At 71.2% G+C, this 11,748-nt stretch carries 8 protein-coding genes; 6 read left to right on the forward strand and 2 right to left on the reverse strand.

Going from position 1 to position 11,748, the window contains the following annotated elements; translation table 11 throughout:
* Positions 1-74: 74 nt before the first annotated feature.
* Together OHS33_RS26710 and eccCa are read right to left on the reverse strand one after the other, a co-directional pair.
* Positions 75-308 (reverse strand): DUF397 domain-containing protein, encoded by a 234-nt coding sequence (locus tag OHS33_RS26710; protein ID WP_330332944.1) that lies wholly within the window; start codon positions 306-308, stop codon positions 75-77.
* 112 nt (positions 309-420) lie between these two features.
* A complete protein-coding gene (eccCa, locus tag OHS33_RS26715) occupies positions 421-4,374 on the reverse strand; it encodes a type VII secretion protein EccCa (RefSeq protein WP_330332945.1) in 3,954 nt (1,317 codons plus the stop codon).
* A 219-nt stretch (positions 4,375-4,593) separates the two neighbouring features.
* On the opposite strand from eccCa, the gene eccD reads away from it, so the two are divergent.
* The 6 genes from eccD to OHS33_RS26745 all read left to right on the forward strand — a co-directional run bounded on the left by eccD (position 4,594) and on the right by OHS33_RS26745 (position 11,719).
* Positions 4,594-6,096, forward strand: coding sequence for a type VII secretion integral membrane protein EccD (gene eccD, locus OHS33_RS26720; protein WP_330332946.1), 1,503 nt, complete (start codon positions 4,594-4,596; stop codon positions 6,094-6,096).
* Between the two features lie 184 nt (positions 6,097-6,280).
* Positions 6,281-6,568 (forward strand): 30S ribosomal protein S15, encoded by a 288-nt coding sequence (rpsO, locus tag OHS33_RS26725; RefSeq protein WP_330332947.1) that lies wholly within the window; start codon positions 6,281-6,283, stop codon positions 6,566-6,568.
* A 286-nt stretch (positions 6,569-6,854) separates the two neighbouring features.
* A complete protein-coding gene (locus tag OHS33_RS26730; protein ID WP_330335217.1) occupies positions 6,855-9,077 on the forward strand; it encodes a polyribonucleotide nucleotidyltransferase in 2,223 nt (740 codons plus the stop codon).
* Positions 9,074-10,450: a M16 family metallopeptidase gene (locus tag OHS33_RS26735; protein WP_330332948.1), complete on the forward strand. Its 1,377-nt coding sequence runs from the start codon at positions 9,074-9,076 to the stop codon at positions 10,448-10,450. Before OHS33_RS26730 ends, OHS33_RS26735 begins: the two co-directional genes overlap by 4 nt.
* 44 nt (positions 10,451-10,494) lie before the next feature.
* Positions 10,495-11,247: a 4-hydroxy-tetrahydrodipicolinate reductase gene (gene dapB, locus OHS33_RS26740; protein WP_330332949.1), complete on the forward strand. Its 753-nt coding sequence runs from the start codon at positions 10,495-10,497 to the stop codon at positions 11,245-11,247.
* 19 nt (positions 11,248-11,266) lie between these two features.
* The gene (locus OHS33_RS26745; RefSeq protein WP_330332950.1) at positions 11,267-11,719 is read left to right on the forward strand and encodes a hypothetical protein; all 453 of its coding nucleotides are present in this window, start codon (positions 11,267-11,269) and stop codon (positions 11,717-11,719) included.
* Positions 11,720-11,748: the final 29 nt, after the last annotated feature.

Raw genomic sequence — 11,748 nt, forward strand, 5'->3', positions numbered from 1 at the left:
ACGTACGAGAGGGGCCCGCGCACTGGGTGCGCGGGCCCCTCTCGCATGTTCCGGCCAGTGCTCCGGCCACCGCGCTAGCGGAGGTCGAACTCCCCGTCGCGCGCCCCGAGTACGAAGGCCGTCCACTCCGCCTCGGTGTAGCGCAGGACGGTCTCCGGATCGAGTGAGGACCGCATCGCCACCGCCCCGTCGGGCAGGTGCGCGATCTCGACCCGCTCCTCGTGCTCCTCGGTCCCCGGAGCGCTGATCCACTCCACACCCGAAATGTCCAGGGCGTACAGCGCGTCCTTCTCGTGTGCGTCAGCCATCGGCGCGAATTCCTTTCGGCGGTGCGGGTGGTCACTGCGCGGCCACTCACCGCATCGTACGTGCGCCCCGCCCCGCCCGTCAGCGGTACTGGACCACCCGCACAGCGACGTGCTAACGGTCCGCCAGCCAGCCCGCCTGGATCAGCGGGGTGCCGCGCTTGCGGGAGACGAAGGTGCCGCGGCCCGGGGGCATCGGGCGGGCGCGGACGTTGCCCAGGATGTCCCCCTCGTTGCGGTCGCCGGACAGGATCAGGCCCTGCGCGCCCAGCTCCTTGACCCGCTGCATGAACGGCTCGTACGCACCGCGCGACGCGCCCGCCGAACTGCGGGCCACGATGAAGCGGATGCCCACGTCCCGCGCGAACGGCAGGTTCTCCACCAGCTGCGACAGCGGGTTGGAGGCGCTCGTCGACACCAGCTCGTAGTCGTCGATGATCACGAACAGTTCCGGGCCGGTCCACCAGCTCCGGTCGCGCAGCTGCTGCGGGGTGATGTCCGGGCCCGGGGCGCGCTTGCCCATGACCGTCGCGATCGCCTCCATGTGCATCTGCATGGCCGACGCCATCGGCGCGTACTCCAGCAGGTGCGAGGACGGCACCGCTTCCAGCAGCGTGCGCCGGTAGTCGCCGACCACGATCCGCGCCTGCTCCGGCGAGTACCGCTCGCTGATCTGCTTCGCGATCAGCCGCAGCAGCGCCGTCTTGCCCGACTCGCTCTCACCGAAGATGAGGAAGAACGGGTCGGTCTCGAAGTCGATGAAGACCGGTTCGAGGTTGGTCTCGTCGATGCCGATCGCGATGCCGTGCTGCGGGTACTCGAAGCCCTTCGGCAGCCGGTCCGCGGGCAGCTTGCGCGGCAGCAGCCGCACCGCCGGAGCCCCCGGCCCCGACCAGCCCGTGCGTACGGACTCCACGAACGCGGCGGTCGAGTCGGAGAGCCCGTCCGGGCCCGCCTGCCCGTCCACCCGCGGCAGCGCCGACATGAAGTGCAGCTTCTCCGGCACCTGACCGCGGCCCGGCGCGCCCTGCGGCACGTTCGCCGCGACCTTGCGGTCGAACTCCGAGTCCATGACGTCACCCAGGCGCAGCTCCAGGCGCCCCAGGATCTGGTCCTTGAGCGCCGCGCGCACCTCCATGTACCGGGAGGCGGCCAGCACCACGTGGATGCCGTAGCCCAGCCCGCGCGCCGCGATGTCCGCGACCACCGGCTCCAGGTGCTCGTAGTCGTTCTTGAACTGGCCCCAGCCGTCGATCAGCAGGAAGACGTCACCGAACGCCTCGTCCGCCAGGTCGCCCGAGGCGCGCCGCCGCCGGTAGGTGCCGATCGAGTCGATCGAGTGGGCGCGGAAGAACTCCTCGCGCCGGTTCAGCACGCCCGCGACCTCCGCGACCGTGCGCCGCACCCGCTCCGGGTCCAGGCGGGAGGCGATCCCGCCGACGTGCGGCAGGTCCTGCACCGCGGAGAGACCGCCGCCGCCGAAGTCCAGACCGTAGATCTGCACCTCGCGCGGGGTGTGCGTGAGCGCGAACGAGGACACCAGCGTCCGCATCAGCGTCGACTTGCCCGACTGCGGGCCACCGACGATCAGCAGGTGACCGGCGGCGCCGGAGAAGTCCCGGTACAGCACCTCGCGCCGCTGCTCGAAGGGCTTGTCGATGAGGCCGAGCGGTACGACGAGCCCGCCGAGCCGCGTGTACCCCTCCGCGTGCAGTCCGCGCTCCGCCGAGGGCGCCAGCGCGGGCAGCAGCTGGTCCAGCGGCGGCGCCTGGTCGAGCGGCGGCAGCCACACCTGGTGCGCGGGCACGCCCTGGCCCTCCAGCCGCCCCACGATCACGTCGAGCACCGTGTCCGCGAGCGCGTCGTCCTCGCGCGCCGCCTGCGCCGCCAGGTACGCGGGGTCGGGGGCCGCGTAGACCACCGGCACCGGGGCCGCGGTGAAGAGCGCGGGCCGCCGCTCCAGCGGGAAGCGGCCCACCGACAGGTCGGGCCCGCCCGACCGGTAGGTGCCCGAGACGTACGCCGCCTTGAAGCGGGTCATCTCGTCGGTGCCGAACTTCAGGTAGCCCGAACCGGGCACCGACGGCAGGTGGTAGGCGTCCGGTACGCCGATCGCCGTCCGGGACTCCGCCGCCGAGAAGGTCCGCAGACCGATCCGGTACGACAGGTAGGTGTCCAGGCCGCGCAGCTTGCCCTCCTCCAGGCGCTGCGAGGCCAGCAGCAGGTGCACGCCCAGCGAACGGCCGATCCGGCCGATCTGGATGAACATGTCGATGAAGTCGGGCTTCGCCGTCAGCAGTTCGCTGAACTCGTCGATGACGAGCACCAGCGCGGCCAGCGGCTCCAGCGGTGCGCCCGCCGCCCGCGCCTTCTCGTAGTCGTGCATGTTGGCGTAGTTGCCCGCCGACCGCAGCAGCTCCTGACGGCGCTGCAGCTCACCGCGGATCGAGTCGCCCATGCGGTCCACGAGGGTGAGGTCGTCGGCCAGGTTGGTGATGACCGCCGCCACGTGCGGCATCTGCGACATGCCCGTGAAGGTCGCGCCGCCCTTGAAGTCCGCGAGGACGAAGTTCAGCGTCTCCGAGGTGTGCGTGACCGCCAGGCCCAGCACCAGCGTGCGCAGCAGCTCCGACTTGCCGGAACCCGTCGCGCCCACGCACAGACCGTGCGGCCCCATGCCCTCCTGCGCCGCCTCCTTGAGGTCCAGCATGACCGGACCGCCGTCCTCGCCGACCCCGATCGGCACGCGCAGCCGCTCACCGGCGGAGCGCGGCCGCCAGGTCCGCGCCACGTCGATCGAGCCCGCGTCGCCCAGGTTCAGCAGGTCCGTGAAGTCCAGATTGGCGAGCAGCGGCTCGTCGTCGTCCCCGCCGCCCGTGCGCAGCGGCGCCAGCTGGCGCGCCAGCGCCTCGGCCGCGGGCAGCGACAGGACGTCCGGCACGCCCTCGTAGGCGATGCCCGCACCCGACTCCAGCCGCAGCCGGCCCGGCCGCACCACGACCGAGAGCCCGCCGCGCGGCTCGTCCAGCTCGCCCGCGACCACCTCGACGATGGTGATGCCCTGCAGCCCCTCGGCCGCCGCGAACACCGAATCCGGCGGCACCATCCCGCCGTCGAGGACGACGACGATGTGCGGCTGGTCCAGCACCGGCTGGACGTCCCGGCTGAACCGCGGCCGCCCCTCCAGCCGCGCGGCCAGCAGGTCCTCGATCTCACCCAGGTCATCGCCGAACAGCCGCTTCGTACCGGCCCCGTCGACCTGCCCCGGCACCTGTGTGTGGGGCAGCCACTTCGTCCAGTCCCACACCGGCACCGCGCCCGGCGCGGCCACCACGGCCACCATCAGGTCCTCGGGGGAGTGCAGCGTGGCCAGCTGGGCCACCAGCGCCCGCGCAGTGCCCCGCGCCGCCTCCGGCTCACCGGACACCGTCACGTGGTAGAACGCCCGCACCGACACCGCGACCGGCAGTCCGTCCAGCGAGGCGTGCACCTTCAGGAAGCGCTGCATCGCGCCCGCCGTCAGCGGCTCCAGCTCGTCCACCGGCGCCGTGTCCGGCGCCACCAGCGGCGTCGCGAGGCGCTGCGCGCCCAGTCCCAGCCGGGCCTGCCCGAAGTCCTCGTCGCCGACCCGCCGCTCCCACAGCCGCGAGCCCTCGGCCACCACCGACCACAGCTGTTCGGGGGCCGGGTGCAGGTACAGCTGCGCGTCGCGCTGGGCGCGCGCGGTCCGCCGCACCTGACGTCGGGTCTGCGCGAGGTACTTGAGGTAGTCCCTGCGCGTATCGGCCATTTGCCCCTGCGTACCGCGCCGGTGCCGCACGATCTGCGCGATCACCATGCCCACCGTCGACACCAGCATCAGCACACCCATGATGCGCATGAAGGACGGCACGTTCGGCATGAAGAAGAACACGACGGAAGAGCCCATGCCGAGCATCGGCAGGAGCTGCATCGCCATGCCTTCCTGCTGCCCGCGCGGCAGCTCCGGCGGAGGCTCCAGCCGCAGTTCGTCCGAAGGTACTTCGGGCGGCAGCGACCGTGGCGGGCGTTTGACGACGATCTGGCTCACCGGAGCATCAATCCCTCGAAAACGGACGGGACGTCGATACCGGCGCCCCCAAGTCCCGGGTGCGGAGCGGGTGTCCTCCGCGCGGAGGTGATCCTACTTGCCGACAGTCCGCCTTATGCCCGGTAGGGTGGCCGCGCGCAGCATGCGCATCCGCGAATCCGCAGCGCAGTACGCGCCGGAGCCGCGCCCGACCAGTCCGCCAACCAGGGGGTCACACAGGTGAGTACGGCCGCAGCGACGGGTTTCTGCAGGGTCACCGTCGTGGCCCCGGACAGCCGCATCGACGTCGCCCTCCCCGAGGACATCGCCGTCGCCGACGTCTATCCGGAGCTGCTCCGCCTCACCGGCCAGACCCAGCCCGTCGGCGCCCCCACCGGCTTCCACCTGGTCCGCCGCGACGGCACCGTCCTCGACGGCGCCCGCACCCTCGCCGGACAGCAGGTGCTCGACGGCGAGGTGCTGAGCCTGCGCCCCTTCGCCGAATCGCTGCCGCCCGCCGTCTTCGACGACGTCTCCGACGCCGTCGCCTCGGCCGTCGTCCGCGACCGGCACCGCTGGAGCGACGACATGCTGCGCGGCGCGGGCCTGGCCGGAGCCGTCCTGCTGCTCGTCCTGACGGGCTTCGTCCTCTGGTACGCCGACCCCGTCCGCCACGACATGCACGGCCTGCCCGGCATCATCGCGGGCACCGTCGGCCTGCTGCTCACCGCCGCCGCGGGCATCCGCGCCCGGGTCTACCGCGACCGCGGCTCCGCCGTCGCCCTGGGCCTCGGCGCCCTCCCGCTCCTGCTGATCGCGGGCTCCGGGATCATCGGGCCCGACCCGGGCCAGGGGCCCGGACGGCTCCAGTTCCTGCTGGGCTGCGTCGCCGTCCTGGTCGCCTCGGTGGCTCTGGCCGCCCTCACCCCCAGCGGCGACGCCCCCTTCGTCGCGGCCACCTTCCTCGCCGCCACCGGCACCGTCGCCACCTTCGCCGCGATCCTCACCGAGGCCTCCGCGACCGCCACCGCCTCCGTCTGCGCGCCCACCGCCATCGCGCTGGTCGCCTTCCTCCCCGGCCTCTCCGCGCGCTTCGCCCGGCTGCCCATCGGGTACGCGGCCCCGCAGAGCTCCGTCGAGGATTACGAGACTCCCGAGCGCCACGAGAGCGAGCCGTACGGCGACCCCTCCTCCGACACTCCCGAGACGGGCGCCCCCCTGGACGCCGAGCTGATCGCCGCCCAGGCCCGCCGCGGCCACGAGATGCTCCTCGGCCTGGTCGGCGGCTGCGCCGCGGTCGTCGTCGGATCCGCGGCCGTCCTCGGCTTCTCCGACAACCTGTGGGGCCAGCTCCTCGCCCTGGGCGCCGGACTCGCCATGCTGCTGCGCGCCCGCCTCTTCCGCTACACCTCGCAGGTCGTGTGCACGCTGGCCGCCGGCCTCGCCGCGATCGCCCTGCTCGTCCTCGGCCTGGCCCTGAACCCGCCGGCCGCCATGCTGCGCGACCTCCTGCGGTATGGCGACCACGGCAGCCTGGACATCCGCACCATCTGGCTCACGGCCGCCGTCGCCGGCGGCGCCGCCCTGCTCGCCATGATCGCGCTGGTCATCCCGAGCAAGGGTCTGTCACCCTTCTGGGGAAGACTGCTCGACCTCACCGAGGCCGCCGTGCTGCTCAGCCTGGTCCCGCTCTGCCTGGCCGTCCTCGACGTCTACACCTCGGCCCGCTCGCTCACCAGCTGAGAAGGTCCGCTCCGGCAGCCTGGTAGTGTGGGTGACGGCCGTTTGTGTACGCGTTCCCGGAGCCTTCTCGCGAAGCCTCCGAAGAACTGCGCCCAGCGGACCCGCCTCCCGAGTTACGGAAGCTCCCCAGAGAATTCGACCTGGGGCACTCGGTGGCTACGAAGACCTATCACGAGGAGTACGCGTGCCGCTCGACGCCGCTACGAAGAAGCAGATCATGACCGAGTTCGGCACCAAGGAGGGCGACACCGGCTCCCCCGAGGTGCAGGTCGCGATGCTCTCCCGCCGCATCTCGGACCTGACCGAGCACCTGAAGGCCCACAAGCACGACCACCACTCGCGTCGTGGCCTGCTGATCCTGGTCGGCCAGCGCCGCCGCCTGCTGCAGTACCTGGCCAAGAAGGACATCGCGCGCTTCCGCATCCTGGTCGAGCGCCTCGGCATCCGCCGCGGTGCCGCGGGCGCCAAGTAAGAACGCCGTGAAGGGAGCGGGCCCCATGATTAGGGGACCGCTCCCTTTGCTGTACGTGCGGGACGTACCGGACGCTTTGTAGTCTGGTTCCCAGCACAACAGAAGAGGAGGAGCGCCCTCCCTACGCCGCCGGTCCTCGGTAGTGGCACCCGGAAGGTCCGTACGCCGGGCCCCGCACCGGATGCTTCGATCGAAGACCGGCCCGCACGCCAGGAGCGCTTCTCCGAAAACCGTCCCCCGCCACACGGGCGGAGGACGGGAGACGACGAAAATGGAGAAAACGCTAGTGGAGAACGAGACCCACTACGCCGAGGCCGTCATTGACAACGGTTCCTTCGGCACCCGCACCATCCGCTTCGAGACGGGCCGTCTGGCCCGCCAGGCCGCCGGCTCCGCCGTTGCCTACCTGGACGACGACACGATGGTGCTGTCCGCCACCACCGCGTCGAAGAAGCCCAAGGACCAGCTCGACTTCTTCCCCCTGACGGTGGACGTCGAGGAGCGGCAGTACGCGGCCGGCAAGATCCCCGGCTCCTTCTTCCGTCGTGAGGGCCGGCCCTCCGAGGACGCGATCCTCACCTGCCGCCTGATCGACCGCCCGCTGCGCCCGTCCTTCAAGAAGGGCCTGCGCAACGAGATCCAGGTCGTCGCCACGATCATGGCGCTCAACCCGGACCACCTGTACGACGTCATCGCGATCAACGCCGCGTCCGCGTCCACCCAGCTGGCCGGTCTGCCCTTCTCCGGCCCGATCGGCGGCGTCCGCGTCGCGCTGATCCGTGGCCAGTGGGTCGCCTTCCCGACGCACACCGAGCTCGAGGACGCCGTCTTCGACATGGTCGTCGCCGGTCGCGTGCTCGACGACGGTGACGTCGCGATCATGATGGTCGAGGCCGAGGCCACCGAGAAGACCATCGCCCTGGTCAAGGACGGCGCCGAGGCCCCCACCGAGGAGATCGTCGCCGCCGGTCTGGACGCCGCGAAGCCCTTCATCAAGGTCCTCTGCAAGGCGCAGGCCGACCTCGCGTCGAAGGCCGCCAAGCCCACCGGTGACTTCCCGGTCTTCCTGGACTACCAGGACGACGTCTACGAGGCCCTCTCGGCCGCGGTCAAGGGCGACCTCACGAAGGCGCTGACCATCGCGGGCAAGCAGGACCGCGAGGCCGAGCTGGACCGCATCAAGGAGATCGCCGCCGCGAAGCTCCTCCCGGCCTTCGAAGGCCGCGAGAAGGAGATCTCCGGCGCGTACCGCAGCCTGACCAAGGCCCTGGTCCGCGAGCGCGTCATCAAGGACAAGGTCCGCATCGACGGCCGCGGGCTCACGGACATCCGTACCCTCGCCGCCGAGGTCGAGGCCATCCCGCGCGTGCACGGCTCGGCGCTGTTCGAGCGTGGCGAGACCCAGATCCTGGGCGTCACCACCCTCAACATGCTCCGCATGGAGCAGCAGCTGGACACCCTCTCCCCGGTGACCCGCAAGCGCTACATGCACAACTACAACTTCCCGCCGTACTCGGTCGGCGAGACGGGCCGCGTGGGTTCGCCCAAGCGCCGCGAGATCGGCCACGGCGCGCTCGCCGAGCGCGCGATCGTGCCGGTCCTGCCGACCCGCGAGGAGTTCCCCTACGCGATCCGTCAGGTGTCCGAGGCCCTCGGCTCCAACGGCTCGACGTCCATGGGCTCGGTCTGCGCCTCCACCATGTCGCTGCTGAACGCCGGTGTGCCCCTCAAGGCCCCCGTCGCCGGTATCGCCATGGGTCTGATCTCCCAGGAGATCGACGGCAAGACGCACTACGTCGCCCTCACCGACATCCTCGGTGCGGAGGACGCCTTCGGCGACATGGACTTCAAGGTCGCCGGCACCAAGGAGTTCGTGACCGCCCTCCAGCTGGACACCAAGCTGGACGGCATCCCGGCCTCCGTCCTGGCCGCGGCCCTCACCCAGGCCCGCGACGCCCGCCTCCACATCCTCGACGTGATGATGGAAGCGATCGACACGCCGGACGAGATGTCCCCCAACGCCCCGCGGATCATCACGGTCAAGATCCCCGTGGACAAGATCGGTGAGGTCATCGGCCCCAAGGGCAAGATGATCAACCAGATCCAGGAGGACACCGGCGCCGAGATCACGATCGAGGACGACGGCACCATCTACATCGGTGCCTCCGACGGTCCGGCCGCCGAGGCCGCCCGCGCCACGATCAACCAGATCGCCAACCCGACCATGCCGGAGGTCGGCGAGCGCTACCTGGGTACGGTCGTCAAGACCACCACCTTCGGTGCCTTCGTCTCCCTCATGCCCGGCAAGGACGGCCTCCTGCACATCTCGCAGATCCGCAAGCTCGCCGGTGGCAAGCGCGTGGAGAACGTCGAGGACGTGCTCGCGGTCGGCACCAAGGTCCAGGTCGAGATCGCCGAGATCGACTCCCGCGGCAAGCTCTCGCTGATCCCCGTGATCGACGGCGAAGCGGCCGACGCCGACGCTGACAAGGACGACTCCGACAAGTGATGTCGCGTAGTTCCCGAGTGACGGCCCGCACCTCTTCCGAGGTGCGGGCCGTCGCCCGTACCCAAACCCTGCTCCCGGGCGAGAACGGGATCGGCACGGTCCGCCGCACGACCCTGCCCAACGGTCTGCGCATCGTCACCGAGACGCTGCCGTCCGTGCGCTCGGCGACCTTCGGCATCTGGGCCCACGTCGGATCCCGCGACGAGACCCCCACGCTGAACGGCGCCACGCACTACCTGGAGCACCTCCTCTTCAAGGGCACCAAGAAGCGCAGCGCCCTCGACATCTCCTCCGCGATCGACGCGGTCGGCGGGGAGATGAACGCCTTCACGGCGAAGGAGTACACCTGCTACTACGCACGGGTGCTCGACACGGACCTGCCGCTCGCCATCGACACGGTGTGCGACATGCTGACCGGCTCGCTGATCCGCGAGGAGGACGTCGACGCGGAGCGCGGCGTCATCCTCGAAGAGATCGCGATGACCGAGGACGACCCGGGCGACTGCGTGCACGACCTGTTCGCGCACACCATGCTCGGTGACACCCCGCTGGGCCGCCCCGTCCTCGGCACCGTCGACACGATCAACGCGCTGACCGCCGACCGGATCCGCCGCTTCTACAAGAAGCACTACGACCCGACGCACCTGGTCGTGGCCGCCGCGGGCAACGTCGACCACTCCAAGGTCGTCCGCCAGGTCCGCACCGCCTTCGAGCGCGCCGGATTCGACGGCACCGGCCAGGAGCCCATCGGCCCGCGCACCGGCACCCGCCGGATCCGCGTCGCCGGGCAGGTCGAGCTGGTCAACCGCAAGACCGAGCAGGCCCACGTGGTCCTCGGGATGCCCGGCCTGGCCCGCACCGACGAGCGCCGCTGGGCGCTGGGCGTGCTGAACACCGCCCTGGGCGGCGGGATGTCCTCCCGCCTCTTCCAGGAGGTCCGCGAGAAGCGCGGCCTGGCCTACAGCGTGTACTCGTACACCTCCGGCTTCGCCGACACCGGCCTCTTCGGGGTCTACGCGGGCTGCCGCCCCAGCCAGGTCCACGACGTCCTGCGGATCTGCCGGGACGAGCTGGACAAGGTCGCCACCGAGGGGCTCACCGACGAGGAGATCCGCCGCGCCATCGGGCAGCTCTCCGGCTCCACGGTCCTCGGCCTGGAGGACACCGGCGCCCTGATGAACCGCATCGGCAAGAGCGAGCTGTGCTGGGGCACGCAGATGTCGGTCTCCGACATGCTGGCCCGGATCGGCGAGGTGACCCCGGACGACGTCCGGGCGGTCGCCAGGGATGTACTGGCCCAGCGGCCGTCGCTGTCGGTGATCGGCCCGCTGAAGGAGAAGCAGGCCGCCCGCCTCGACGAAGCGGTCGCGTAGCAAGGTAGACGTCACGGACGTACGGACGTAAGGAAGCGAAAGACATGAGCAAGCTGCGCGTGGCAGTCCTCGGAGCCAAGGGCCGGATCGGCGCCGAGGCGGTACGGGCCGTCGAGGCCGCCGAGGACATGGAACTGGTCGCCGCCCTCAGCCGCGGGGACAAGCTGGAGACGCTGGCCGAGGCCGGCGCCGAGGTCGTGGTCGAGCTGACCACCCCCGCGTCCGTCATGGGCAACCTCGACTTCTGCGTGCGCCACGGCATGCACGCGGTCGTCGGCACCACCGGCTGGACCGAGGACCGCCTCGCGCAGCTGAACACCTGGCTCTCCGGTTCGCCGCAGACCGGTGTGCTCATCGCACCGAACTTCTCCATCGGCGCCGTGCTCACCATGAAGTTCGCGGCCCAGGCGGCCCGCTACTTCGAGTCCGTCGAGGTCATCGAGCTGCACCACCCGAACAAGGTCGACGCCCCCTCCGGTACGGCGACCCGCACGGCGCAGCTGATCGCGGCGGCCCGCGCCGAGGCCGGGTGCGCCCCGCAGCCCGACGCCACGGTCACCGCGCTCGACGGCGCCCGCGGCGCCGACGTGGACGGCGTACGCGTGCACGCGATCCGCCTGGCGGGCCTCCTCGCCCACCAGGAGGTGCTGCTCGGCGGCCAGGGCGAGACCCTGACCCTGCGTCACGATTCCCTGCACCACAGCAGCTTCATGCCGGGCATCCTGCTCGGCGCGCGCCGCGTGACGCAGACCCCGGGCCTCACCTTCGGCCTGGAACACTTCCTCGACCTCGGCTGAGCAGGCAGTGGTACTCCTTATGCGCGCGAAGATCATCTACGTCATCACGGCCGCCGTCCTCGTCTTCTACTTCGTCCTGGCCGGCCGCCAGGGCATCACCCTGCTGGGCATGGGCACCTGGATCACCGTCCCCCTCGGGCTGTCGGTGCTGGCCATGCCCGTGGTCGGCGTGTGGTTCCTGTGGAAGAACACCCGGTTCGTCACCCGGGCCAACCAGCTCGCCGGCGAGCTGGAGGCCGAGGGCGGGCTGCCCGTGGACGAACTGGAGCGGGACGAGTACGGCCGGATCCTGCGGGACTCGGCCGACGAGGTCTTCGCGCGCCGCAAGGCCGAGACCGAGGACGGCCCGGGGGACTGGCGCAACTGGTTCCGCCTGGCCGTCGCCTACCGCGACGCCCGCGACACCCCGCGGGCCCGCAAGGCCATGCAGCGGGCGATCGCCCTGCACGACGGAAAGGCCGTACAGGTCTGATCCCTGTACGGCCTCCCGTGCGTGGTGGT

Origin of the sequence: Streptomyces sp. NBC_00536, from assembly GCF_036346295.1 — a bacterium.
Taxonomy (GTDB): Bacteria; Actinomycetota; Actinomycetes; order Streptomycetales; family Streptomycetaceae; genus Streptomyces.

Excerpts from the sequence above, each read along its gene's own strand:
- OHS33_RS26745 (WP_330332950.1), top strand. The coding sequence starts at position 11,267 with ATGCGCGCGAAGATCATCTACGTCATCACGGCCGCCGTCCTCGTCTTC.
- dapB (WP_330332949.1), top strand. The coding sequence starts at position 10,495 with ATGAGCAAGCTGCGCGTGGCAGTCCTCGGAGCCAAGGGCCGGATCGGC.
- OHS33_RS26710 (WP_330332944.1), bottom strand. The coding sequence starts at position 308 with ATGGCTGACGCACACGAGAAGGACGCGCTGTACGCCCTGGACATTTCG.